This is a genomic window from Bradyrhizobium sp. (genome assembly GCF_036735945.1).
GTDB lineage: Bacteria > Pseudomonadota > Alphaproteobacteria > Rhizobiales > Xanthobacteraceae > Bradyrhizobium.
The window spans coordinates 13,040-38,153 of record NZ_DAINNI010000029.1; the positions used below are offsets into that span (position 1 = coordinate 13,040).

The following is a 25,114-nucleotide window of genomic DNA, read 5'->3' on the forward strand; positions in this document are numbered from 1 at the left end:
AGCCCCTGATGACCCCCGCCGCCCGCCTGTCCGCCGCCATCGAGCTGATCGCGACCATCGACGCCGAGCGCGTCCCGGCGGCGAAGGCGCTGAAGGAATGGGGCACCGCGCACCGCTATGCCGGCTCGGGCGACCGCGCCGCGATCTCCGGCCTGATCTGGGACGTGCTGCGGCGGCGGGCATCCAGCGCGTTCCTGATGGACGCCGACACGCCGCGCGCCCGTGTGCTCGGCATGCTCAAGCTCGAGCGAGGCATGGATGTCGACGCCATCGCCGCGCTCTGCGACGGTTCGCGCTTTGCGCCGGAGCCGCTGACGGAGGCCGAACGCGCCGCGCTCACCGCGCGCTCGCTTGACGGCGCGCCGCCGCATGTCGCCGGCGATTATCCGGAATGGCTCGACCCGCATCTCGCCGCCGTGTTCGGCGAGGATCGCGTCGCGGAGGCAACCGCGATGGCGAGCCGTGCGCCGCTCGATCTGCGCGTCAACACGCTGAAGGCGAAGCGCGAGAAGGTGCAGGCCTCGCTGAAACATCTCGGCGCCGTGCCGACGCCGTGGTCGCCGATCGGCCTTCGCATCGCGCTCGGCGCCGACGCGCGCAATCCCGGCATTTCCTCCGAGGAGGATTTCATCAAGGGCGCGATCGAGGTGCAGGATGAAGGCTCGCAGCTCGCCGCGCTGTTCACGGCCGCCAGGCCCGGCGAGCAGGTGATCGATCTCTGCGCCGGCGCCGGCGGCAAGACGCTGGCGCTCGCGGCGATGATGGGCGGCAAGGGCCGGCTGATCGCGACCGACCGCGACAAGCGTCAGCTCGCGCCGATCTTCGAGCGGCTGTCGCGCGCCGGCGTCCATAATGCCGAGGTCCGGCCGCCGAAGGGCGACGCCGACCCATTGGCCGACATCAGCTCATCGGCTGACCTCGTGCTGATCGATGCGCCCTGCACCGGCACCGGCACCTGGCGCCGCAACCCCGACGCCAAGTGGCGCATGCGCCCCGGCGCGCTCGAGGTTCGCCTGAAGGACCAGGCCGAGGTGCTGGATCGCGCGGCAGCGATGGTGAAGCCCGGCGGCCGCATCGCCTACGTCACCTGCTCGGTATTGCCGGCCGAAAACGGCGAGCAGGTGCGCGCGTTCCTGGCGCGTCATCCCGGGTTTTCGATTCAACCATCGAACGAGACCGCGAACGTGCTGTGGGACAAGGCGGAAGATTTCGAGAACGCCGCGCTCCGATTGCCGGAAGGCTGGCTGATGACCCCGCGCCGCACCGGCACGGACGGATTTTTCGTGTCGGTGCTGAGAAAGGCGTGATCGCGCAGGCGGGGCACGCTGCGCTTTGACACCTGCAGACCGCCCAAATTGGGTCAATAATACTGACCTACAAACCTCTGTCCATCCCCGCAGAAGGATGTGGGCCGCCCGTTCCGCGCGGTTGCGATGCCGCCCCCTGTCGCGTATCTGCTTGCCATGACAGCCCCCAAACAAAACCAGGATTCGTCGACGCCATCGGTGGCCTCGGCGCATGACAAGATTCTGATCGTCGATTTCGGCAGTCAGGTGACGCAACTGATCGCCCGCCGCGTGCGCGAGGAGGGCGTCTATTCCGAGATCGTGCCGTTCCAGAAGGCGGAATCAGCCTTCGACGAGATGAAACCGAAAGCGGTGATCCTCTCCGGCGGTCCGGAATCGGTGCACGAAGAGGGCTCGCCCCGCGCGCCGCAAAAGATCTTCGATTCCGGCGTGCCCGTGCTCGGCATCTGCTACGGCCAGATGACCATGGCGGCTCAGCTCGGCGGCGAGGTCGAGGGCGGCCACGCCAGAGAGTTCGGCCGCGCCGATGTCGAGGTGAAGGCGGCCAGCAGCCTGTTCGACTCCACCTGGGGCAAGGGCGAGAAGCACCCGGTGTGGATGAGCCATGGCGACCGCATCACCAAGATGCCGCCGGGCTTCACGGTCGCCGGCGTCTCGCCGAATGCGCCGTTCGCTGTCATCCAGGACGAGAAGCGCAAATACTACGGGTTGATGTTCCACCCCGAGGTGGTGCACACGCCCGATGGCGCAAAACTGATCCGCAATTTCGTCCGCAAGGTCGCGGGGCTGACCGGCGACTGGACCATGCGCGCCTTCCGCGAGGAAGCGATCGAGAAGATCCGCGCCCAGGTGGGCAAGGGTAGGGTGATCTGCGGCCTTTCCGGCGGCGTCGATTCCGCCGTCGCCGCGGTGCTGATCCACGAGGCGATCGGCGACCAGCTCACCTGCGTGTTCGTCGACCACGGCATGCTGCGGCTCGATGAAGCCAAAACCGTCGTCGACCTGTTCCGCCATCACTACAACATCCCGCTGGTGCATGTGGACGCGTCGAAGCAGTTCCTCGGCGAGCTCGATGGGGTCACTGACCCCGAAAAGAAGCGCAAGACCATCGGACGTCTTTTCATCGACGTGTTCGATGCGGAAGCCAAAAAACTCGGCGGCGCGGACTTCCTCGCGCAAGGCACGCTCTACCCTGATGTGATCGAGAGCGTCTCCTTCACCGGCGGTCCCTCGGTGACGATCAAGTCGCACCACAATGTCGGCGGGCTTCCCGAGCGCATGAACATGAAGCTGGTCGAGCCCCTGCGCGAATTGTTCAAGGACGAGGTGCGCGTGCTGGGGCGCGAACTCGGCCTGCCCGAAATCTTCGTCGGCCGCCACCCGTTCCCGGGCCCCGGCCTCGCCATCCGCTGCCCCGGCGACATCACCAGGGAAAAGCTCGACATCCTCCGCAATGCCGACGCCGTCTATATCGACCAGATCAGGAAGCACGGCCTCTACGACGCGATCTGGCAGGCCTTTGCCGTGCTGCTGCCGGTGAAGACCGTCGGCGTGATGGGCGACGGCCGCACCTACGAATACGTCGTGGGCCTGCGCGCCGTGACGTCAACCGACGGCATGACCGCCGACTTCTATCCCTTCGACATGAAGTTCCTCGGCGAAACCGCGACGCGGATCATCAACGAGGTGAAGGGGGTGAACCGGGTGGTGTATGACGTGACGAGCAAGCCGCCGGGTACGATTGAGTGGGAGTAGGGGCTCACTCAGACTTTGAAGCAGTTTTCGCGATGCCACCGCAAGAAGTGTGGGTGGGGTTGATCGATCGCGCGAGCTGGCTTCAGAATGCGCCCGGTCTTGTTAATGATGGCGCGTACCCCGTCCGGATCGTTCACATGCCGAGAGATCAGGATTTCATGATCATCGGCAATGCTGATCAAGCCACGGTCAAACATCCAATGCGCAGTTCCTGACAGAGCAAGTCCGTTGCTTACGATATCAGGCCCATTAGCCTCGACTGGCCTGATGTGTGCGGCTTCAACTTCGGCTCGCCCGCGACCGTTGATGAGCTTTAAGGATGTAACCGCACAACGGGCATCATAGGCGCGAAGAACGATGCGGCGGAAAATGCCGTCGCGGACTATTCGCGAAGTCAGATAGGTGAGGCGACTCCGTTCCTGTTCGTATCGAAAAGCCGATCCCTCTTCTTGCATGCCTTGGGAGGCTTTGGGGGCATCGACGCGGGGTAACAAAGTTGCTTCTTCGGTGAGTCCACGTTCAGTAATTCGGTTGAAATCGTCGAGAGAAATGGGCCGTACGGCGGATTGGGCGCGTCCTGAAATTTTGCCTTGCTCGTTCAGCAGACCCCGCTCAAGAAGCCCTTCATCATCTCGGAACGGAACGGGATTGACGAAATCCAGATAGCTATTTGGTTCGATTATCGCGACGTACATCCCCGATAAACCCGGATCGGGAATGACTTGCTGGACCTTTGCGAGTGCGAAGTAGCCGCGCGATTCCTGCGCCTTCCGGGGCTCGTAGTAGACGATCCAATCGCCGATACATGACTGAACGCGAGCAAGGTACTGGCTAGGAAATTGGTATCGCTCAGCGGGGGTATCTTCATAAATCGAGTCCGACCGATGGATGAAGACACCAAATGCCACAGATCGCTCCCCTGAAGTCACCACTGCTGTGCGCGTGGTCTAACGTTACTATCCTAAGCTGCGCGACTTCTGAGTAAAGTGTTCTTCGATTGCACGATTCACCTAGCGAGTAGGGTGGACTAGAAGGCGTAATCCACCATGCTGTGGAGCGAGATCGGCGGGTTGCGCTATCGCGAACCCGCCCTGCAGGCAGCGCCCTGACCGCTTGCAATGACGGTCACCCCGGCGCAAACGCGGGATGTGTGGTGCGTGACCGCATGGTACGATATCGGGATCGTCTTTGGAGTAATCCTCGATGTCCGTCGCAACCGCCGCCAACCAGTCCATCCAAACCGCCACCTCCACCGACCCCGAAACCCTCGGCTGGATGCAGGGCTTCCCGCCGCCGCCGGACCGCACCATCATCTTCCAGAACTGCTCCTTTCGCAGCTTCCCCGAGTTGCGCTGGGCGTGGAGCAATATCCGACAACTGGTACCGACCGTGAACGTTTGGCGTGGGGCGTGGCCTGCTTCGGTGTTGACGCGCGAGGAGCACGACATCGGCACGTCCGCTTCGATCACGATGGACGGGCGTCCCATGACGTTCGCGCGGATGCTCGAGGAGACTTACGCCGACGGCATCGCCGTGCTGCACCGGGGCAGACTGATCTACGAGCGCTACTTCGGCGCGCTGAAGCCGCACAAGCCGCACATCGCGATGTCGGTGACGAAATCCTTCACCGGCACGCTCGCCGGCATTCTGGTCGCGGAGGGCAGGATCGATCCGCAGGCGCCGGTCACGGACTATGTGCCGGAGCTGAAGGGTAGCGCATTCGGCGACGCGCGCGTGCACGAGACCATGGATATGACCACGGGCCTCGAGTACACTGAGGTCTATACCGACAAGAATTCAGGCGTGTTCGGCCTCAGGCGCGCGAACGGCATGGCGCCGATCGAGCCGGGCTATGAAGGCGCGACCAATATTTTCGATTTCCTGTGCGGGCAGAAGAAGCAGGGCGAGCACGGCAAGGCGTTTTCCTACAAGACCGTCAATTCGGACGTGCTGGCCTTTATCTGCCGGCGCGCGAGCGGGATGACGCTGTCCGACCTGCTCTCGGAGCGCATCTGGATTCCGATGGGCGCGGAGGAGGACGCGCATTATCACGTCGACCGCATCGGCACCGAAAGCGGCGGAGGCGGGCTTTCGACGACGCTGCGCGATCTCGCCCGCTTCGGCGAGACCATCCGCAATCACGGCCGCTTCAACGGCCGCCAGATCGTGCCGTCGCAGATCGTCGAGGACATCGCGCGCGGCGGCGATCCCGAAAAGTTCAAGCCGGCCGGCTACACCACGTTGCCCGGCGCCTCATACCGGAACCAGTGGTGGGTGACGCATAACGCGCACGGCGCCTTCATGGCGCGCGGCGTGCACGGGCAGGGCATCTACATCGATCCGAAGGCCGAGATGGTGATCGCCCGCTACGCCTCGCACCCGGCCGCCGGCAATGCCGCCAACGATCCCGTGACGCTGCCGGCCTACATGGCGCTGGCAAAGGATTTGATGGCGGGTGGCTGATCGCCCGCGCTCGCGCCGATCAGTCCGCGATGCTGATATGTGCATCCGTGATGACCTTGGTCCATCGATCGACATCGCTGGCAACAAGGTTTTTGAGATAAGCCGGCGACTGCTGCTCGGGTGCGGGCGCCACGGCGCCGAGTTTCTCGAGCCGGCTGATCGTATCCGGGTCCGCCAGCGCCTTTGCATAGGCGGCGTGGATCTTCGCCATGACGTCGTCGGGCAATCCCTTCGGGGAGAACAGCGCCGTCCATGCGTCGGCCTGATAGGCTTTCAGGCCTCCTTCCTCTGATGTGGGCGTGTCCGGAAGCACCTTCGAGCGCTGCGGCGAGGCGACGACGAATGCCTTGATCGTGCCGGCTGCAACCTGCGGGGCGACCGTAATCACCTGGTCGCACGAATAGTCGATGGCTCCACTGAGCAGATCATTCATCAGCGGGCTGTTGCCGCGATAGGGGATTTCGGTGGGCTTGGTCCCGACCAGCGCATTCAGCAAAGTGCATGTCAGGTGCGCGTTGGATCCGACGCCGGAATGACCGACCTTGAAGTCAGGGCCCTTCTCTTTCATCAGCCCGACGAATTCCTGGAATGTCGCAGCGGGCAGATCCTTTCGGCCGAACACCACGATGGGTGCGGAGGCCGCGAGCCCGATCGGCTCGAAATCGGTGCGAGGATCGTATTTCCGCTTCTCATAGAGAGCGTAGGACGACGCATGAGTCCCCATATGCCCTGTCAGCAGCGTGTAGCCGTCTGGCGCGGCTCGCATGACGCGGATCGAGCCGATGGTGCCGCCGGCGCCGGCCACGTTTTCGATGATGATCGGCTTGCCCAGGTGCCTCGACATGCCTTCCGCGACGATCCTGGCGATGACGTCGGTGGCGCCGCCTGCCGCAAACGGGACGACCATGGTGATGGCTCGGTTCGGATAGTCTGTCTGTGCTGATGCCAAGGTGGCCATCGATAGACTGAACGCCGAAGCCATCAGCGTCAGAGCCGTCACCCTTCTCATTCCAGTTCCTCCGTTTTATTGTTGGTCGACAGAACGACCACTTGCTTGTAGGCGAATGTGCGCGGACGCACCAGCGCGGAACAGGAGAGATAATCGTGAACCTCTACGCAAAACTCCTCGCGCGTGAAGCAGAGCGGCGCCCCATAAGGGTTGGGTTGATCGGCGCCGGAAAGTTCGGCGCGATGTACCTTCATCAGGCGCCGCGAACGCCCGGCGTGCATATCGTCGGCATCGCCGATCTGTCGCCATCACGTGCGATCGAAAACCTGAAGCGCGTCGGGTGGGCCGAGGAGCGCTATGGCGCGGCTTCGCTCGATGATGCGCTCGCGCACGGCACGACGTTCGTGAGCGACAATTGGGAAGCGCTGGTCAAATTCCACGGCATCGACGTGATCGCCGAATGCACCGGCAATCCGGCGGCCGCCGTCGAACACTGTCTGGCGGCCTTTGCGGCCGGCAAGCCGGTCATCAACGTGACGGTCGAGGCTGATGCATTCTGCGGACCGATCCTCGCGCATAAGGCGAGGCAGGCGGGCGTGATCTACAGCCTTGCCTATGGCGATCAACCGGCCCTGGCCTGCGATCTCGTCGATTGGGCGCGGGCGTGCGGCTTCCCGGTGGTGGCCGCTGGTCGCGGACACAAATGGCTGCCGCAATATCGGGAATCGACGCCCGAGACAGTCTGGGATCACTGGGGGTTGACGGCCGACCAGGCCGTGCGCGGCGGCATGAACCCAAAAATGTTCAATGCCTTCCTCGACGGATCGAAGCCGGCGATCGAGTCGGCTGCGATCGCCAATGCGACCGGCCTTGAGGCGCCGTCGCAGGGCCTGGCGTTCCCGCCGGGATCGGTGAACGACATTCCCACGCTGATGCGTCCCCGCGCGGAAGGCGGCGTGCTCGAAGCCAAGGGGCAGGTCGAGGTCGTGTCCTGCCTCACGGCCGACGGCGCCCAGATCCCGAACGACATCAGAAAAGGCGTCTGGGTCTGCTTCGAAGGCGACAGCGAGTACATCCAGAATTGCTTCCAGGAGTACAGCGTCGTGACCGATCCGTCAGGCCGCTACATGAACTCCTACAAGAAGTGGCACCTGATCGGTCTGGAGCTCGGAATTTCCGTCGCCGCCATTGCGCTGCGCGGCGAACCGACGGGCGTCGCGACCTGCTTCAACGCCGATGTTGCCGCGACCGCAAAAAAGAACCTGCAGCCGGGCGATGCGCTCGACGGCGAGGGCGGCTACACCGTTTTCGGAAAGTTGACGCCTGCAAGCACGTCGCTGACAAAAGGATATCTGCCGTTGGGCCTCGCTCACGATATGCGATTGATTCGGCCGGTCGCCAAGGACGCCTGCATCACCTGGGCCGATGTCGCGATCGACGAGACGCTGCCGGCGGTTCGCATCCGCAAGGAGCAGGAGGCGCTGTATTCTCCGGTGGCACGGAAGGCCGTCTGACGATCCTCGCCGGAGCCTCTCATCATGTCCAGGGACCGCCATTCCCGCATATCGTGTGGGTAAACCAACGGCGGCGACCTTGATCGAGCCTGATTACGCTCTAATGTAACCGGCCGCTGCCGTCGTGGAACTTGGTCCCGTGCACTCGGACGTCTTGAAGCGCAAGGAATTATACAGCTTCTTCAGCCGTTCGGCTTTCGAGAAGGCTCACGCCTATCAAGCGCAAGGACGCGTAAAGGGACTGGAGGTCAGCGAAGACCTGACGCACCTTCGTGCCAGGGTGCGGGGAAGCGGATCGAACGAGTATCGCGTCGATATTCACCTTGACTACAGCGATAACCGGCTCTCCGACGTCGACGGCGAATGTAGTTGTCCGATGTCCGTCAACTGCAAGCATGTGGCTGCGACATTGCTCGAGGCCACCAGCAACGGGCCGCAACCGGCGTCCGCGTCGACGATAGCCAAAATTGCTCCGACCCTCTCGTCGCTGCCGCCGGTTCTGGGCTACGCGGTGACTGAATGGCTCGATAGCATCGGCAACGCGGTGCGCGGCGACGATTATCCGGCCGGGTTGAACCAGCGGCTGCTTTATCGCCTGCATCCTTCTGGAGAGGGCGTTCAGACCCCGGTTCTGGCGGTATCGCTGCTCTCGGTGAAAGTGCTGAAAGACGGCACTTTCGGCAGCAATCCGGCGCGACCCAGCCCGTCCGAGTTCTTGCCCGAGCGCGCACCGAAATACTATCGCGACGCCGATGTCGATATTCTCGGTCAACTCTCGGTCTGGAGGGGAACGTACTACGCCCCCCGACCGCTCCCGGCCGAACTGGTGCAACGGATCGTCGCGACCGGACGCGCCTATTGGCTCGATCACAAGCGGCAGCCGCTGCGCTGGGCGGACCAGCGCGAGGGGCGCATCGAGTGGCGCGCGTCCGACCGCCGCGGCGTTGCTCCGTGCCTTCTCGTGCCGGGAATGATTGCGCTCAATGCCGAGCCGCCGCTCTATGTTGATGAGTCCGTCGGGACGATCGGGCCGGTGGATCTCGGTCTGCCGCCGAAGCTTGCCCGCCGGATCCTGTCCGCGCCGGAGATTCCGCGCGACCAGGTCCTGGAAGTATCGCGTCGTCTTGGCCAAAGTCTTCCTGAGCGCCATCACGGCTTCCTGCCGGCGGCGCCAACCGCGGCGGTGCGGATAGACGAGGAACCGGTGCCGGTGTTGCGCCTGCAGCGGGCGCGGGTGAGAGAGGGCTCCTACTACTATTATGATCAATCGCGTGCGGATGATGGATCGGTCGCGGTCGCTCGCCTCGGCTTCCGTTATGGGCCTGTCGAGATCGATTCTGCGGAACGCGCCAACCGACCGGAAGCGTTCCACGCCGGAAAGGTCTACGAAGTCTTCCGGCGCCGGCCGAAGGAGAAGGAGGCGCGCAAGCGCCTGATCGATCTTGGCTTCGTCGACGCGGTGAGGAAGTTCTCCTTTCTCGATGCCAGTCATGCCCGCGACCTGACGCTCGACGGGAGCCATGACTGGCTCGATTTTCTCGACCGGGATGCGGCCGAACTGCGCGCGTCGGGCTTCGAGATATTGATCGACGGCAACTTCCCTCACCGCCTGGCGGAATCGGGCGATTTCGATGCGGAATTCGAATCCAGCGGCATCGATTGGTTCGAACTTGCTCTCGGAATCGACATCGACGGTGAGCGGCGCGATCTTGCGCCGATGCTGGCCGCGCTGATCTCGCGGCCGGACTTTACGCCGGATCTGATCAAACAGTTCGCTGAGAACGGAAGGAACTTCTATCTGCCCCTGGCGGACGGGCGCCATGTTTCTGTAGCGGCCGATCGCTTTCTGCCTCTAGTACTGGCGCTGCATGGCCTGAACCTGCACGGCATCTCCCTCGATGTTTCGGGAAAGCTGAAGCTGTCACGTGCCGACATCGTGCCGCTCCTCGGATTCGAGAGTCACGGGTTCGTCTTCAAGGGCACGGACAATTTTCGTCGTCTCGCCGCTCTGCTTCACACCCAGGGCTTGAGCGATCCGCGCCTGCCGGAGAGCTTTCGCGCCGGGCTCCGACCCTATCAGGCGCAGGGCGTAGCCTGGCTCGATCTGCTCCGCGAAAGCGGACTGGGCGGCGTACTGGCTGATGACATGGGGCTGGGCAAGACCGTGCAAATTCTGGCCTTGATCGCGCTCGAGAAGGCGCGTGGGCATCTCGCGGAGCCGACGATCGTCGTCGCACCGACCAGCCTGATGAGCAACTGGTTCAGCGAGACGCAGAAATTCGTGCCGGACCTCAAGGTCCTGGTGCTCCATGGCCCCGATCGCAAGCGCAGTTTTGCGGCCATCCCGGAGCATGATGTTGTGCTGACGACCTATCCCCTGATCGCACGCGACCGGGAAGTCCTGCTGTCGCGCGACTGGCATATGGCGGTGCTGGACGAGGCGCAAACGGTCAAGAACCCCGATGCGGCGACCACGCGGTGGTTGCGCGAGATAAAGGCGCGGCACCGTTTCTGCCTGACCGGAACGCCGATGGAAAATCATCTCGGCGAACTCTGGTCGATCATGAGTTTCGCCAACCCCGGTTATCTCGGCGACAAGGCCAGCTTCGTTCGGCGGTGGCGAACGCCCATCGAGAAACGCGCCGACAAGGTCCGCTCGGCGGCGCTCGCCCGGCGGGTGAGGCCGTTTCTGCTGCGCCGGACCAAGGCGGAGGTGGCGGGGGAATTGCCCGCCAAGACCGAGATCGTCGAGCGGATCGCGCTCGAAGGCGGCCAGCGCGACCTCTACGACTCGATCCGGCTGTCGATGTCGGAGAAGGTTCGCAAGGCAATCCAGCAACGCGGCCTCGCCAGGAGCCACATCGTGGTGCTCGAGGCATTGCTGCGAATGCGGCAGGTTTGTTGCGATCCGGCGCTCCTGAAACTCGACGACATCGAGCGGCCGTCGGCCAAGCTCGACCGTTTGATGGAAATGATGCTGGAATTGCTGAGCGAGGGACGGAAGATCATCGTCTTCTCGCAGTTCACCTCCATGCTCGATCTGGTTCGCGCGCGCCTGGACGCGGAGCGTGTTCGCTATGGCGTGCTGACCGGAGAAACCCGGGACCGCAAGGCCGCGATCGACGGATTTCAGACCGGCGCAAACGATGTGTTTTTGATCAGCCTCAAAGCCGGCGGTGTCGGACTCAATCTGACGGCCGCCGATACCGTCATCATCTTCGACCCCTGGTGGAATCCCGCCGTCGAGGAACAGGCCATCGATCGGGCGCACCGCATCGGGCAGGACAAGCCGGTCTTCGTCTACCGGCTCGTCGCGTCGGGTACGGTCGAAGAGAAAATGGAGGAACTCAAGGAACGAAAACGGGCGCTCGCCGACAGCGTGTTCGATGCCGATGGACAGATCGGTTCGGCCCTCACGGAAGAGGACGTGCGCGCGCTGTTTGAGGACTAGGATTGGGGAGTACGCGACGATTTGCAAATGCGATGAATTATTGCTCACCCGGTCTTCCCAGGGCCGACCCCGGTCTTCCCTGCGCCCACTGAATCAGAGGAGGGCGAAGAAGATGCAAGGCCCGACAATTGCGCGCTGGGGCGGGTGACCCAGTAGTCCAGGGAGTTCAACGATCGAACCGAGAAGCCGCGGCGTACTGGATCCTCCGCCTGCGCGGAGGATGACGGTAGAGCCTGGTGCGCAATGACGTGAGGCAATTCTCGGTAAGAGACATTGATTTGTCCGCCACAAGAGTCCAGCATCCCCACAACCTCGACCTCTCCAATCAGGAACCACCCATGTCGCGCGTATCGATCAGGACCAGGGACGATCTGCCGGCCGAGCTGCAGCCGCTGTGGGACAAGATGACGACCTACGGCGCGTTCGAGAACCAGGCGGGCGTGATGGCGCACCGGCCGCCGATCTTCAGGCACACGTGGTCGTTGCTGGTCGATCTCGCCGACAACGGCGTCCTGTCGAAACGCCACCTCGAGATCGCGCTGGTCGCGGTGTCGCTGCTGAACAAATGCGACTATTGCGTATCGCACCACGCGCCGAAACTGGCGATCCAGGGCGTATCGGAGGAGGGCGCCGACCGCCTGCTCGACTACAAGGATCATCCGGAGCTCGACGCCGTCGACAAGCTCGTCGTCGAATTTTCCATCGCCGTAAACAACAACTGGAGCAAGACGCGCGACGAGATCTTCGCAAGGCTTCGCGAGCATTTCTCCGAAGCGGAGATCGTCGAGCTGACCTGGCGCATTTCGCTCTGCGGCGCCTTCAACCGCTTCACCGACATCCTGCAATGCGACATCGAGCAGGGCGTGCCTGCGCGGGAGGCCGCCGAATAGCAGGGCCGATGCTCCGAAAACTAGTACCGCGGCGTGTTGAACTGCGGGCAGCGATGCACGTAGTCCCACGGAATATCGTAGACGCAGGTGAAGCGGAGATCGTCCGACTGCTTGAGCGGCGGGGCCTCGACGACTGGCTGCGAAACCTCGTCGGACAGGCCATAGAACACGCCGCCGCCCGGAAAGAAGCCGACGCCGGCGCGAGGATGGTGGTGGTGCATCGAGCGGAATCCCGGGAAGGCGGGACGCCCCGGCGCAACGCCCGGACCGACCGGCGCGGCGGCGGGGCCGCGCGCGCCGACGGGATTGGCAAATGTCTCGCCCGCGGCGAGGACAAGCGCGACTGCGCTGAGGGACGCGATCAACGTCGTTCTGTAGGTCATGGTACTCAACCCTGTCGTTACGTTGCTTGGCAATTTTTCCCGACGCTAAGCCGTGCCTCCCGTGCCCGCAAAGACAAAATTAATGGTTGGTTAAGGCGTAATCTTAATGCCCGGGCATCTCGGGACATTCGCATGAATCCGCCCGGAATCCCGTCACATCAGGGTGAGGCGGGGTGCGGTGCAGTGGCTGGTTACCCGCCCCGCGAGCTAGACCGAACCGCGCGACATCTTCTCGAACCGCTTGATCAGCCGCTCGCGCTTGAGGCGGGACAAGCGGCGGATCCAGAACACGCCGTCGAGTTGATCGATCTCATGCTGGTGGCAGACCGCACGCAGCCCCTCCGACTCTTCGGTCTGCGGATGGCCGTCGAGGTCGCGATAGCTGATCCCGATACGCGCGTGGCGGCTCACCTCGTCGTTGATGCCGGGCATCGAGACGCTGCCTTCGCGGTGCAGGATGGTCTCGGGCGATGTCCAGACGATCTTCGGATTGACATAGATCTGCGCGCCCTCGGCCGGAGCAAGTTCGAGCACGACGACGCGCAGCAGCACGCCGACATGCGGCGCGGTGATGCCGATACCGGGCGCGGCATGCATCGTCTCCAGCAGGTCGGCGGCGAGCTCGCGGAGCGCCGCGTCGAGCGCGGTCACGGGCTCTGCCGCAAGCGCGAGCCGGGGATCGGGATAGCGGACGATCGGGCGGATGGTCATGATGGCATCGGCATGTGCCGGTGTGACTTAGCCCATAAGGCCGTTCAGGGATACGAGATCCGGCGCCGCTTCGCTTCCCGCAAAAAAAGTGAGGGTCGCCTGTCGCTTTCGGCCGTTCCCGTTCGTCTTCCAGCCAGAGAGCCACGGGGAGACCAGGAATGACCAATTCGCATTATCGCTGGGTGATCGTCGCGGCCGGCGGCGTGCTCGGCTGCGTCGCGATCGGCGGGATGTTTTCGCTGCCGGTGTTCCTGCAGCCGATCGCGCGGGATACCGGCTGGTCGGTGACCGGCATTTCCAGCGCCATGACCATCGGCTTTCTTGCCATGGCCTTCACCAGCATGATCTGGGGCACGCTGTCCGACCGCTTCGGCCCGCTGCCGGTGGTGCTGACGGGGTCCATCGTGCTCGCGGCGAGCCTGGGACTAGCCAGCATCGCGACCTCGCTCGTCGTGTTTCAGCTCGTATTCGGGCTGATGGTCGGCGCCGCCGCTGCCGCCATCTTGCCGCCGATGATGGCGACCGTCACCGGCTGGTTCGATACCCATCGCAGCCTCGCGGTCTCGCTGGTCTCGGCCGGCATGGGCATGGCGCCGATGACGATGGCGCCGCTCGCCGCCTGGCTGGTCTCGCATCACGACTGGCGGACCTCGATGCAGATCGTCGCCCTCGTCGTCGCCGCGATCATGATCCCGGTCTCGCTGCTGGTGCGCCGCCCGCCGGCGCTCGAGAACGCAAACCTCGCGCCGTCGGGCGAAGCAGGGGGCGTGGAGATGTCGCTCGCGCAGGCGCTGCGCTCGCCGCAATTCATCACGCTGGTGCTGACGAACTTCTTTTGCTGCGCCACGCATTCCGGCCCGATCATCCACACCGTCAGCTACGCCATCAGCTGCGGCATCCCGATGATCGCCGCCGTCACCATCTACAGCGTGGAAGGTCTCGCCGGCATGGGCGGCCGCATCGCCTTCGGGCTGCTCGGCGACCGCTTCGGCGCCAAGCGCGTGCTCGTGTTCGGCCTGCTGGCGCAGGCATTCGGCGCGCTCGGCTATGTCTTCGTGCGCGAACTCGCCGCTTTCTATGCGGTCGCGGCGCTGTTCGGCTTCCTCTATGCCGGCACCATGCCGCTCTACGCCGTGCTGGTGCGCGAAAACTTTCCGTTGCGGATGATGGGCACGGTGATCGGCGGCACCGCGATGGCCGGCAGCCTCGGCATGGCGACCGGACCGCTCGCCGGCGGCCTGATCTACGACAGCTTTGCGAGCTACGCCTGGCTCTATTTCGGCTCGTGGGTCATGGGGATCGGCGCCTTCCTGATGATCATGACCTTCCGGCCGGTGCCGGCGGCGCGGCCGGCACCCGTACCGGCGCTGGAGCAGGCGATGCGCTAACCGTCATCTCAAGCCTTCCGATCCAATCCGACGCGATATATATGGATGCGGGGCTTCACATCGCGCAACGGCCAGCAGGCGAGGCACAACAACAATAAGGAAGCAGGCCTGATGCCGGTTAGCGACATACCCAGTCATCCCCTCGATCATCCGATCTGGACCGCACTGACGACCACGCAACGGGCGCTGGCCGAAGGCGATGGGCGCGCGCGGCGCTATCCGACGGAGGTGACGCCGTTTGCTGACATGCCGGATCTTTCGCCTGAGAACTTCGCAGCACTCGGCGCGCTGATGTCGCCGACTGACATTGCCGTGCTGTTCACGCCGGAAGCCGTGAGCGCGCCGGCCGAATTCAAGATCGTGCTGGCAGAGACCGGCGAGCAGATGATCGGAACGCCGAAGGAGACGTCGACCGACGGCGTCGAGATCGTCACCCTCGGTGCCGACGACGTCCCTGACATGATCGAACTGACCGCGCTCACCAAGCCCGGTCCGTTCAGCGCGCGGACCCACGAACTCGGTATCTTCCTCGGCATCCGCGTCGATGGCCAGCTCGCCGCGATGATCGGCGAACGCATGAAGCCCGCGGAGCATACCGAGATCACTGCCGTCTGCGTGCACCCATCGCATCGCGGCCGCGGCTACGGGCAGATGCTGCTGTCGGCGATCTCTCGCCAGATCGTATCGCGCGGCGAGATTCCGTTCCTGCACGTCTTCACCAGCAATCATTCGGCGATCGCGCTCTACCGGCGGCAAGGCATGGAAATCCGCCGCCGCTTCCACGTGACGGTGTTGAAGAAACAGGAGCCGTAGCCGCTGCGACGCGGAAGGCTCGCGGAGGACCCCATCACGAAAACGTTAAACCGATCGGTTGACTATCTCGGCTGCGTCTCTATACTAAACCATATGGTTGAATATCTAGGGCATCTCGACGCTGTTTTCCGCGCGCTGGCGGACCCGACCCGCCGCGCGATGCTTGGACATCTGGCGGAACGTGAACTCACGATCGGGGAACTGGCGACCCCGTTCCAGATGAGCTTCGCCGGTGCGTCGAAACATCTGCGGGTGCTGGAGGAGGCCGGCCTCGTGACGCGCACGATCCGCGGCCGCAGCCGTCTGTGCCGACTCGACGCCGCGCGGCTCGCGGACGCCGATGCGTGGCTCCGCCGCTACGAACGATTCTGGAACGCAAGGCTCGATCAACTGGAAGCCCTGCTGCGTGCAGAGGACGAGGCGAAAGCAAGGAAGGCGAAGGAGTAGACGATGAACGCAACCGAACAGCCCGATGTCTATGGCGAGTTGATCGAGCCGACCACGCTACGGATTCAACGGCTGCTGCCGGGGCCGATCGAACGCATCTGGGCCTATCTTACCGACAGCAAGCTGCGCGGCAAATGGCTGGCGGCGGGACAGATGGTGATGAAGGTCGGCGCGCCCTTCGAATTCGTCTGGCGCAACGACGAACTCAATGATCCTCCGAGCAACCGACCGGAAGGCTTTGCGGAAGAAAACCGGATGCAGAGCCGAATCACCGAACTCGATCCGCCCCGCAAGATCTCGTTCGCCTGGAACAACAGCGGCGACGTGACGTTCGAATTGGAACCGAAGGGCACGGGCGTATTGCTCACGGTAACCCACCGGCGGCTGCCCGATCGCTCGACGCTGCTCAAGGTCAGCGCCGGCTGGCACATGCATCTCGACGTGCTGGTCGCCCGCGCCAACGACAGGGAGCCGGCGCCGTTCTGGGACGGCTGGGCTCGCCTGCATGAGGAATATGCCCATCGGCTGCCGGCTTGAATGGCGCGACACGCAACAATCATCCCGACCAACAGGAGGTTCGCTATGCAGGTCAATGCTGTTTCAGCCCAGGAGTGGGAAGCCGCGCGGCAAAAGTTGCTCGTGAAGGAGAAGGAAATGACCCGCGCGCGCGACGCGCTGGCCGCCGAGCGCCGGCGGATGCCGTGGCTGGCCGTGGAGCAGAGCTACGAGCTCGTAGGGCCGCGCGGCAAGGTGAGCCTGCGCGACCTGTTCGAAGATCGTCATCAACTGATCGTCTACCGCGCCTTCTACGAGCCCGGCGTGTTCGGCTGGCCGGATCATGCCTGCCGCGGCTGCTCGATGGTGGCCGACCAGGTCGCCCATCTCGCCCATCTCAACGCCCGCGACACCACGCTGGTGTTCACCTCGCGCGCGCCGCAGGCCGACATCGCGCGGCTGAAGGCCCGGATGGGATGGGAGATGATCCCCTGGTATACCGTCACGGACAGTTTTGACGCCGATTTCGGCGTCGGCGAATGGCACGGCACCAACGTGTTCTTCCGCGACGGCAGCAAGATCTACCGCACCTATTTCATCAACAACCGCGGCGACGAGCAGATGGGGAGCACCTGGAACTACCTCGACATCACGCCGCTTGGGCGCCAGGAAGTGTGGGAGGATTCGCCCGAAGGCTATCCGCAGACGGCGACCTACAAATGGTGGAATTGGCACGACAGTTACGTCGAAGGCGCCGTGCCCGACAAGCGGTGGGTCGAGATTTCGGACGCAGGCGAAGCGGCGTTCAGGAAGGAGAGCGCGAGCGCAAAGCCATGAGCCCGGTCTGCTCCGGCGGATTTGACGACAAGGCGCCCCGACGGAACGCCGCGGCGCTCAGGTCGGCCGGCCGGCTCCATCTCGCGGCCGCGCCGACCTTCGCGATGATGGCGCTGCTCACGGCCGTGCTTGGTGACGGATCGGCACTGTGTTCGATCGCAAGCGCGTCACCGCTGAGCGGAATGGTGCCGATGTATCTGCTGATGAGTGCCTTTCATCTGCCGCCGTGGCTCAAACTGATCGCCAGCCGTCTCTGAAATCGTCAGAATTGCTGAAAGCCGGACGCGTCATGTGCTAGACTTATGTGGAGGCTCGGGCTGCGTGCCCGGGCCCGTTTTGCTTGCTGATCGACGAATGGTCGGTTATCGCCAGGCCTGACAGGGGGAGCAAGCGCGCCTGCTTGTATGAGACGTAGGGTTGGGAGTAGTACCGTCCAAACGCCAAGCGAGAGCGCCGCGGTACGCGCTCGGCGATCCCAATCGAGAAACAAGATGCGTCTGAAAAATTGCCATAACTTCCACGATTTTCGCCGCATGGCGCAGCAGCGCCTGCCCGGGCCGATTTTCAACTACATCGACGGCGCGGCCGAAGACGAGGTCACCTACCGCCGCAATACCAGCGCATTCGACGATTGCGACCTGGTGCCGAACGTCCTGCGCGGCGTAGGCGATGTCGACATGTCGGTCACGATCATGGGGCAGAAGCTCGCCATGCCGGTCTACTGCTCGCCGACGGCGCTGCAGCGCTTGTTCCATCCCCAGGGCGAGCGCGCGGTTGCGGCGGCCGCCGGCAAATACGGCACCATGTTCGGCGTTTCCTCGCTCGGCACCGTAAGCCTCGAAGAGGCGCGCAAGATCAGCAACACGCCGCAGGTCTATCAGTTCTACTTCCACAGGGATCGCGGCCTGAACCGCGAAATGATGAATCGCGCCAAGCAGGCCGGTGTGGAGGTCATGATGCTGACCGTTGACAGCATCACCGGCGGCAACAGGGAGCGCGACAAGCGCACCGGCTTCGCCATCCCGTTCAAACTCAACCTGGCAGGCATCACCCAGTTTGCGATCAAGCCGGCCTGGGCAATCAATTATTTCCTGCATGAGAGCTTCAAGCTGCCGCAGCTCGACACCCATGTCGACATGGGGAGCGGCACCATGTCCATCAGCCGCTACTTCACCGAGATGCTCGACCCGTCGATGACGTGGGACGACGTGGCGGAGATGGTGCGGCACTGGGGCGGCCAGTTCTGCCTGAAGGGTGTGATGTCGGCGGCAGACGCCAGGCGCGCGGTGGAGATCGGTTGCACGGGGATCGTGCTCTCCAACCATGGCGGCCGGCAGCTTGACGGTTCGCGCAGCGGCTTCGACCAGTTGGCGGAGATTGTCGACGCGGTCGGCGACAGGATCGACGTCATCATGGACGGCGGCGTGCAGCGCGGTACCCACGTGCTCAAGGCGCTCTCGCTGGGCGCTAAGGCGGTCGGTCTCGGCCGTTACTATCTCTTTCCGCTGGCTGCCGCGGGCCAGGCCGGCGTCGAACGCGCGCTGGAGCAGATGCGGACCGAGATCGAACGCGACATGAAGCTGATGGGCGTGAGGTCGCTCGATCAGCTCTCGCGCGAAAATCTGCGCTTCCGCGCCGGCTTCACTTCTTCGCGCTGACCGTCATAATAGCGAGAAATCGGGGCCGACGGCTCCGGCCACGGCGGCTGATATCCCTCACTCAAACGATCGAAGGAAAACCGATGGCACGTGTGCGCTGTATCACCGAAATGGGCATGGGCGTCGACGTCCACGGACGCGATGCGACCAAGGCCGCCAAGCGCGCCGTCTCGGACGCCATCCGCCACTCCAGCCTCGGCTTCTTCCGCATGCTGGGCAGAACCGCCAACGACATGTTCGTCGACGTCATGATCGCCGTTCCGAATCCGGAAGCGGTCGATACCGCGGTGGTGGCGAAAGAGCTGCCGTACGGCACCGTGCAGGTGAGGGCGGTCGCCGGCGGGCTGGAGATCCCCTCCGAAAGCGGCAACGATCCCATCCTGATTGCGAACGCGGCCGTGATCGTCAGTTTCGACGACGGCAAGACGGCCTAACCACTCAACATCATTAGTGCCAATCAGGCCGGACCTCCGTCCGCGCACCCAACCAGAAGACCTGGAGCACGTCATGACGACGAAAGACAGCAGCACCTATTGGAAGCGGGCACGGGTGGAATTGCGCGCCGCCGGCTTCGATCCGGACCGCGCGGCGCAGACCAACGCGGTGGTGACGATCGCCAGCGCCTACACCAATGCGCATCGCTGCAACAACCGCGTCCGCGCCATCACCGACCTGCTGGTGGAAATCCTCGCCGAGCGCGGCGGGCAGGGACTGGTCGTCGGCGCGCCGGCGGTGTCGGATGCGCTGACGCAGGGAACGCCGACGGCGGGCTACAGCCTCGTCTCCCGCGACGTCGTCGCCGATTGCTTCGAGATCGGCCACTACGCCCATCACGGCGACGCCATGATCGTGATCTCCGGCTGCGACAAGACCGGCGCCGCTGCGCTGATGCCGCTGGCGCGCACCAACGCGTTCGGCCTCGTGCTCTATCCCGGCACCAGCACACCGGGCACCGTTTCGTTCGGGGCATGGGCGAGCAAGGGCAACAATCTCACTGTCATGGATTACGCCGAGGCGCGCGCCGCCAACGAATCCGGCCGTCTGTCCGGCGAGGAATTGCTGGAGGTCGAGCGTAACGTGATGCCCGGCAGCGGCACCTGCGGGGCGATGTTCACGGCCAACACCATGAGCACGATCGCGGAATCGATCGGTATGATGCTGCCGCGCGGTGCCTCGCATCCGGCCGACTACGACGCCGGCAGCGACATCCACGCCGATGTCCGCGCGCAGGCCCGCGCTTCCGTCGATGCCCTGTACCGGCTGATGCAGGCCGGTCTCCGGCCGCGCGACATCATGACCGAGCGAGCCTTCGAGAATGCGATCACGACCATCTATGCGATGGGAGGATCGACCAACATGTACCTGCATCTGCTCGCGGTCGCGCGCGAGGCGCAGGTGCCGATCACGATTGACCGGATCCAGAGGGTCGGTGAGCGGGTGCCGCTGCTGGCCAATCTGCAGCCGCACGGTCCGTTCGCGATGGGGAGTTTGCACGCGATCGGCGGCGTTCCCGTCGTCATGAAGGAACTGCTGCGCGCGGGGCTGCTGCACGGCGACGTCATGACGGTGACCGGCAGGACGCTGGCGGAAAATCTCGCCGAGGTTCCGACGCTGGAGCAGATGCCGCCGCAGGAGATCGTTGCCCCGGTATCGAAGCCGATCGCGCCGGCCAACAATCACATCAGCGTCCTCAAGGGCAATCTGGCGCCGGAAAGCTGTTTGCTCAAGCTCTCGGGCAAGACGCTCGAGAAGGGCCAGTTTCGCGGCAGCGCGCGGGTATTCGAATCCGAGGCCGAAACCATGGCGGCGATCCGCGCCGGCAAAATCGTGCCGGGCACCGTGATCGTGGTGCGCAATGTCGGCCCGGTCGGCGGCCCCGGCATGCCCGAGATGGTGATGCTGACCATCCAGTTGCAGGGGCGGGGCCTCGGCGAAGACGTCGCGCTCATCACCGACGGCCGCTTCTCCGGCGTCTCGCACGGCATCCTGATCGGTCATATCTCGCCGGAGGCCGCACGCGGCGGCCCGATCGCGGCGGTGCGCGACGGCGATACCATCGTCATCGATCCCGGTGCCCGCACCCTCAGTCTCAAAGTGCCCGCGGAAGAGATCGCCCGCCGCATGGCCGACTGGCGCGCGCCGGCAACCGTCGCCGCGGTGCGGCCGGGCTCGGTGCACGACAAGTACATCCGCCTGGTGTCTTCGGCGCATTACGGCTGCGTGTTGTAAGATTGGTTGCGCGTTGGCGGCTGCGGACGTAGCAGCCATCCGCGGCACACTGCTTCGCGCGGCAATTTACTTGGCGAGCCGCTCGGTCATCTCTTCAATCGAGCTGAACAGATGCGTCGGTCCCGCCGCCTGCAGCGCGGAAGGCAGGGCATAGCCCCAGGCGACCGCGCCGGAATCCATCTCGGCGGCTTTCGCGGCTTCGAGGTCGCGAAGCTCGTCGCCGATGCAGATCGTCTGCGATGCCTTGATTCCGAGCCGCCGGGCGACGCGGCGGAACTTCCGGTGCTTGCCGAACATCGCGGCGCCGCAGTCGAAGCGGGTGATCAGGCGGGTGTCCGGTCCGAGCACCTGCCGCACCGATGCTTCGCTGTCCGAGCTGACGATGGCGATCTTGATCCCTCTGTCTTGCAGATTGGCCAGCATGGCGGGTATGCCCTTGAACAGCGATATCTCGCTTGCGGCGGCAAGTTTGCGTTTCCGCATGTCGCTGACGATGGCCGGCAGTTGCCACATGGAGACGTTGAGCCGCGCCATGATTTCGCGTGCGGACATGCCGCGCAGCCCCTCGATTTCGTCGGCGGGAACCGGCGAAAGATTGAACCGCGCGACCATGTCGTCGAAGGACGCGCGAAACCAGGGCAGTGAATCGGCCAGGGTGCCGTCGAAATCGAAGATGACGAGGCGATAGCGCGTCGCAGGCGGGGATGACATGGGCAACCGGCTTTCAGCGTGTCACTTGGCGTCGCCGCCGAAATAAGCGGGCTTGCCGGTGGTCCAGGTCTCGCCCCAGAGCTGGCTGCCGCCGTCGACGGTCAGCGTTTCGCCGGTCACGAATTTCGCCGATGGCGCGGTAAGGAAGGCGACCGCTTCTGCCACATCCCAGGGCGAGCCGACGCGCATCATCGGGTTCGAGCGCGGGTAGGCGGCCCGCACTTCCGGCGTATAGACGTTCCAGCCTTCGGTTTCGATCGTGCCAGGCGCCACGCAGTTGACGCGGATGTTCAAGGGGGCCCATTCGACGGCCACGGCGCGCGACAGCCCGATCACGCCGCTCCGCGCGGCGACGCTATGCGCGATGCCGTGGAGGCCGTGCGTCGTCACGACAACGATGTTGACGATGCTGCCGGGATGCTTGCGGTCGCGCCAGCGTTGCGCGGCTGTTTGCATCATGTACCAGGTGCCGTTGAGGTTGGTGTTGATGACGGCATTCCAGCCCTTCACCGAAAACTCGATCGCAGCCTGCGGAAACTGTCCGCCCGCGCTGTTGACGAGGGCATCGACGCGGCCCTGCGTGGCCCAGATCGCATCGAACAGCAGATTGACCGTATCGGGCTCCCTGATGTCAGCGACATGCGCTGACGCTTTGAAACCGCGGCCCGTCATTTCAGTGGCCAGCGCATCGAGCTTGCCGCCGTCGCGTCCGACCACGGCGACGTGCGCGCCGATCCGTGCGAGCAGCCAGGCGATCGCGCGTCCGATGCCGCCTGCGCCGCCCGAGACGACGACAACCCGGTCCTTCAGCACGTCCTTCGCAAAGACCGTCGGATGAGCCGCAAGTTCCGCGTCCGTCAGGCCGAGCTTCGCTGGCGATGGGGGGTCAGTCATGGATCGGGGCAGGTCTTGTCATGTCAGGTCTTGTCATGTGCGGCATCAGCCGTACATTAGCCCGATACCCTAAACCACGCAAAAGAACGAGTTTGATGTCCGATCTCTCCGTTTTCCCGATTGCCAAACGCTGGCCTGCCAAGCATCCCGACCGCCTTCAGCTCTATTCGCTGCCAACGCCAAACGGCGTCAAGGTGTCGATCATGCTCGAGGAGATCGGCTTGCCGTATGAGGTGCATCTGGTCGATTTCGGCAAGGATGATCAGAAGACGCCGGAGTTCCTGTCGCTCAATCCGAACGGCAAGATTCCGGCGATCCTCGATCCCGACGGCCCCGGCGGCAAGCCGCTGCCGCTGTTCGAGTCGGGTGCGATCCTGCAATATCTCGCGGAGAAAACCGGCAAGCTTCTGCCTGATGATCCGGCGCGACGATATCAGACCATCCAGTGGCTGCATTTCCAGATGGGCGGGATCGGACCGATGTTCGGCCAGGTCGGCTTCTTCCACAAGTTCGCCGGCAAGGAATATGAGGACAAGCGCCCGCTGCAGCGTTACGTCGCCGAGGCGAGACGCCTCCTCGAGGTGGTGGAGACGCGGCTTGCCGGGCGGCAATGGATCATGGACGATGAATACACCATCGCCGACATTTCCATGCTCGGCTGGGTGCGCAACCTGATCGGCTTCTATGGTGCGCGTGATCTCGTCGCCTTCGATACGCTGAAGGAAGTGCCGGCATGGCTGGAACGCGGGCTGGCCCGGCCGGCGGTGCGGCGCGGGCTCGAGATTCCGAAGCGACCTTGAGCGGCGCGGTCTATGATAGATTCGCCGATCTGCCTTAATGCGGTCCGCAAAGGCCGATCCTGATATTCCGGAATGCACCGAAAATGCCCATCACCATCTATGGCATCAAGAACTGCGACACGATGAAGAAGGCCCGTGCCTGGCTGGACGATCATGGCGTGGCCTATGATTTCCACGATTACAAGCTGGCCGGCATCACCCAGGACAAGCTCAAACAGTGGGCCGACAAAGTTGGCTGGGAAACGCTGCTCAACCGCGCGGGCACGACGTTCAAGAAACTTCCTGATGGCGACAGGGAGGGCTTGAACGAGCGCAAGGCGCTGGCGCTGATGCTGGCGCAGCCTTCCATGATCAAGCGCCCGGTGCTCGATCTCGGCGGCAAATTGCTCGTGGGGTTCAAGCCGGACGTTTATGGCACGGAGGTGTCGTCGAAATCCCGCGGGCGCAAGGCCTAGTCCAGGGCCTAGCTGAATTCGAGTTCGTCGCCGGACGAAATACGGCCGGGGGCGCGATGAAAGAGATCGCGGTCGATGATGGTGCGCAGCGTCGGCACCGGCAGCTTGTCGTTTCCGCCGATCAGGTTCCTGATTTCGAAGCCGCCGTCTTCGCTGATGGTCTTCAGGGAAGCGACAATATGAGTGACGCTGCCGCTATCTGAGAACGGCAGCAACAGCCGCTCATAGGCGACGATCCGACCGTTGACGTCGGTCATGTCGGCGATGGTGTAGGCCGGAAGGCGGCGGCCGATGCATTCATGATAGACCGGCATCACCATCGGAGCGAGCCTTGCCCCGAGATACTCGTCGAGATAGCGCCCCTTGCCGGTATTTCCATAGGCCGTCGACATCCGCGTGCCGTCGCTCTGGATGGTCAGGCGCGGCGGCTGAACCTGCGTATCGACGGTGTAGAAGACCAGATCCGGAAGTTCGTCTTCGATCCGCGCCGGCTCATATTCGGATACGCGCGGTATCGACTGGTGGCGGGCGTATAGTCGCAGCCAGGTGTTCAGCAGATCGCGCTGCTTGATCGATTTGACGACCGACGGTCCGGCGCTCTCAAATTCCAAGGCAAAAATTCCTGGCTACCCAAAATCCGCGCAAAGATGCGATCGGAGCGGAAATATTGTGTGAAATCGCCCGATTGCAGCAGAACACCGTTAACGATCGCTTGCCGGCGCGAGGGCCATGCTGACAGCCGGCAGTCAGGCCGGTCGAGGGCGGCAGGGGGCATTCGACTTATGGCGTATCCGGAACCGGTGCGCTTTTTCGCGGCAGCTTTCGACCTTGCCTAATCCACCGCGTTGACGGCATATTCCGGCCCGGAGGCGGCGCGCTCGGGACGATTTCCAAGACGTCCGACAGAGTTCGCCCGAACAGGGAGATAAGCCGCACGCGAATGGCTTCGCGGAGACGGCTGACG

At 63.9% G+C, this 25,114-nt stretch carries 25 protein-coding genes; 17 read left to right on the top strand and 8 right to left on the bottom strand.

Going from position 1 to position 25,114, the window contains the following annotated elements; translation table 11 throughout:
- Nucleotides 1-8: 8 nt before the first annotated feature.
- Nucleotides 9-1,307, top strand: a complete 1,299-nt coding sequence (locus tag V7E26_RS12810; RefSeq protein ID WP_324416367.1) for an RsmB/NOP family class I SAM-dependent RNA methyltransferase — start codon at nucleotides 9-11, stop codon at nucleotides 1,305-1,307.
- A 156-nt stretch (nucleotides 1,308-1,463) separates the two neighbouring features.
- Nucleotides 1,464-3,062, top strand: a complete 1,599-nt coding sequence (gene guaA, locus V7E26_RS12815; protein WP_324416369.1) for a glutamine-hydrolyzing GMP synthase — start codon at nucleotides 1,464-1,466, stop codon at nucleotides 3,060-3,062.
- A gap of 8 nt (nucleotides 3,063-3,070) precedes the next feature.
- Here the strand turns inward: guaA and V7E26_RS12820 are convergent, their stop codons facing one another.
- On the bottom strand, nucleotides 3,071-3,970 hold the full coding sequence (locus V7E26_RS12820) for an HNH endonuclease (RefSeq protein ID WP_324416371.1): 900 nt from the start codon (nucleotides 3,968-3,970) through the stop codon (nucleotides 3,071-3,073).
- A gap of 295 nt (nucleotides 3,971-4,265) precedes the next feature.
- On the opposite strand from V7E26_RS12820, the gene V7E26_RS12825 reads away from it, so the two are divergent.
- Entirely contained in the window at nucleotides 4,266-5,525 is a 1,260-nt protein-coding gene (locus V7E26_RS12825) for a serine hydrolase domain-containing protein (protein WP_324416373.1), read from the top strand.
- Between the two features lie 19 nt (nucleotides 5,526-5,544).
- Here V7E26_RS12825 and V7E26_RS12830 read toward each other — a convergent pair whose 3' ends face one another.
- Entirely contained in the window at nucleotides 5,545-6,534 is a 990-nt protein-coding gene (locus V7E26_RS12830; protein WP_324416375.1) for a tripartite tricarboxylate transporter substrate-binding protein, read from the bottom strand.
- Nucleotides 6,531-6,728 carry a hypothetical protein gene (locus V7E26_RS12835; RefSeq protein ID WP_324416377.1) on the bottom strand — a complete coding sequence of 66 codons (198 nt, stop codon included), beginning with the start codon at nucleotides 6,726-6,728 and terminating at the stop codon, nucleotides 6,531-6,533. Before V7E26_RS12835 ends, V7E26_RS12830 begins: the two co-directional genes overlap by 4 nt.
- Here V7E26_RS12835 and V7E26_RS12840 point away from each other — a divergent pair.
- From V7E26_RS12840 to V7E26_RS12850, 3 genes are all read left to right on the top strand, one after another.
- The gene (locus tag V7E26_RS12840; RefSeq protein ID WP_324416379.1) at nucleotides 6,717-7,988 is read left to right on the top strand and encodes an NAD(P)H-dependent oxidoreductase; all 1,272 of its coding nucleotides are present in this window, start codon (nucleotides 6,717-6,719) and stop codon (nucleotides 7,986-7,988) included. The two genes, V7E26_RS12835 and V7E26_RS12840, sit on opposite strands and share 12 nt — an antisense overlap.
- 139 nt (nucleotides 7,989-8,127) lie before the next feature.
- Nucleotides 8,128-11,439, top strand: coding sequence for a DEAD/DEAH box helicase (locus V7E26_RS12845; protein ID WP_324416381.1), 3,312 nt, complete (start codon nucleotides 8,128-8,130; stop codon nucleotides 11,437-11,439).
- Between the two features lie 338 nt (nucleotides 11,440-11,777).
- On the top strand, nucleotides 11,778-12,329 hold the full coding sequence (locus tag V7E26_RS12850; RefSeq protein WP_324416383.1) for a carboxymuconolactone decarboxylase family protein: 552 nt from the start codon (nucleotides 11,778-11,780) through the stop codon (nucleotides 12,327-12,329).
- Nucleotides 12,330-12,349: 20 nt separating this feature from the next.
- On the opposite strand, the gene V7E26_RS12855 is transcribed toward V7E26_RS12850, so the two are convergent.
- Both V7E26_RS12855 and V7E26_RS12860 read right to left on the bottom strand, forming a co-directional pair.
- Nucleotides 12,350-12,712, bottom strand: coding sequence for a hypothetical protein (locus tag V7E26_RS12855; protein ID WP_324416385.1), 363 nt, complete (start codon nucleotides 12,710-12,712; stop codon nucleotides 12,350-12,352).
- 207 nt (nucleotides 12,713-12,919) lie between these two features.
- Nucleotides 12,920-13,423 (bottom strand): peptide deformylase, encoded by a 504-nt coding sequence (locus V7E26_RS12860; RefSeq protein WP_324416387.1) that lies wholly within the window; start codon nucleotides 13,421-13,423, stop codon nucleotides 12,920-12,922.
- Nucleotides 13,424-13,581: 158 nt separating this feature from the next.
- Between V7E26_RS12860 and V7E26_RS12865 the strand changes: the two genes are divergently transcribed.
- From V7E26_RS12865 to ilvD, 9 genes are all read left to right on the top strand, one after another.
- Nucleotides 13,582-14,811, top strand: a complete 1,230-nt coding sequence (locus V7E26_RS12865; RefSeq protein ID WP_324416389.1) for an MFS transporter — start codon at nucleotides 13,582-13,584, stop codon at nucleotides 14,809-14,811.
- A gap of 111 nt (nucleotides 14,812-14,922) precedes the next feature.
- The gene (locus tag V7E26_RS12870; protein WP_324416390.1) at nucleotides 14,923-15,624 is read left to right on the top strand and encodes a GNAT family N-acetyltransferase; all 702 of its coding nucleotides are present in this window, start codon (nucleotides 14,923-14,925) and stop codon (nucleotides 15,622-15,624) included.
- Nucleotides 15,625-15,717: 93 nt separating this feature from the next.
- On the top strand, nucleotides 15,718-16,071 hold the full coding sequence (locus tag V7E26_RS12875) for an ArsR/SmtB family transcription factor (protein ID WP_324416393.1): 354 nt from the start codon (nucleotides 15,718-15,720) through the stop codon (nucleotides 16,069-16,071).
- Nucleotides 16,072-16,074: 3 nt separating this feature from the next.
- Complete coding sequence (locus V7E26_RS12880; protein ID WP_324416395.1) at nucleotides 16,075-16,608, top strand: SRPBCC family protein; 534 nt, start codon at nucleotides 16,075-16,077, stop codon at nucleotides 16,606-16,608.
- Nucleotides 16,609-16,653: 45 nt separating this feature from the next.
- On the top strand, nucleotides 16,654-17,403 hold the full coding sequence (locus V7E26_RS12885; RefSeq protein WP_324416397.1) for a DUF899 domain-containing protein: 750 nt from the start codon (nucleotides 16,654-16,656) through the stop codon (nucleotides 17,401-17,403).
- Nucleotides 17,400-17,660 (top strand): hypothetical protein, encoded by a 261-nt coding sequence (locus tag V7E26_RS12890; protein ID WP_324416399.1) that lies wholly within the window; start codon nucleotides 17,400-17,402, stop codon nucleotides 17,658-17,660. The genes V7E26_RS12885 and V7E26_RS12890 overlap by 4 nt, the downstream gene beginning before the upstream one ends.
- Before the next feature lie 234 nt (nucleotides 17,661-17,894).
- A complete protein-coding gene (locus tag V7E26_RS12895; RefSeq protein ID WP_324416401.1) occupies nucleotides 17,895-19,061 on the top strand; it encodes an alpha-hydroxy acid oxidase in 1,167 nt (388 codons plus the stop codon).
- Between the two features lie 83 nt (nucleotides 19,062-19,144).
- Nucleotides 19,145-19,495, top strand: coding sequence for a Lin0512 family protein (locus V7E26_RS12900; RefSeq protein WP_324416403.1), 351 nt, complete (start codon nucleotides 19,145-19,147; stop codon nucleotides 19,493-19,495).
- 73 nt (nucleotides 19,496-19,568) lie between these two features.
- Nucleotides 19,569-21,290 carry a dihydroxy-acid dehydratase gene (gene ilvD, locus V7E26_RS12905; protein WP_324416405.1) on the top strand — a complete coding sequence of 574 codons (1,722 nt, stop codon included), beginning with the start codon at nucleotides 19,569-19,571 and terminating at the stop codon, nucleotides 21,288-21,290.
- 66 nt (nucleotides 21,291-21,356) lie between these two features.
- On the opposite strand, the gene V7E26_RS12910 is transcribed toward ilvD, so the two are convergent.
- Together V7E26_RS12910 and V7E26_RS12915 are read right to left on the bottom strand one after the other, a co-directional pair.
- Complete coding sequence (locus V7E26_RS12910) at nucleotides 21,357-22,001, bottom strand: HAD hydrolase-like protein (RefSeq protein WP_324416407.1); 645 nt, start codon at nucleotides 21,999-22,001, stop codon at nucleotides 21,357-21,359.
- 21 nt (nucleotides 22,002-22,022) lie between these two features.
- Nucleotides 22,023-22,895 (bottom strand): SDR family oxidoreductase, encoded by an 873-nt coding sequence (locus tag V7E26_RS12915; RefSeq protein ID WP_324416409.1) that lies wholly within the window; start codon nucleotides 22,893-22,895, stop codon nucleotides 22,023-22,025.
- Between the two features lie 95 nt (nucleotides 22,896-22,990).
- On the opposite strand from V7E26_RS12915, the gene V7E26_RS12920 reads away from it, so the two are divergent.
- Both V7E26_RS12920 and V7E26_RS12925 read left to right on the top strand, forming a co-directional pair.
- Nucleotides 22,991-23,695 carry a glutathione S-transferase family protein gene (locus V7E26_RS12920; protein ID WP_324416411.1) on the top strand — a complete coding sequence of 235 codons (705 nt, stop codon included), beginning with the start codon at nucleotides 22,991-22,993 and terminating at the stop codon, nucleotides 23,693-23,695.
- Nucleotides 23,696-23,778: 83 nt separating this feature from the next.
- Nucleotides 23,779-24,150: an ArsC family reductase gene (locus V7E26_RS12925; RefSeq protein ID WP_324416413.1), complete on the top strand. Its 372-nt coding sequence runs from the start codon at nucleotides 23,779-23,781 to the stop codon at nucleotides 24,148-24,150.
- 8 nt (nucleotides 24,151-24,158) lie between these two features.
- On the opposite strand, the gene V7E26_RS12930 is transcribed toward V7E26_RS12925, so the two are convergent.
- Nucleotides 24,159-24,761: a PAS domain-containing protein gene (locus V7E26_RS12930; RefSeq protein ID WP_324416415.1), complete on the bottom strand. Its 603-nt coding sequence runs from the start codon at nucleotides 24,759-24,761 to the stop codon at nucleotides 24,159-24,161.
- Nucleotides 24,762-25,114 lie beyond the last annotated feature (353 nt).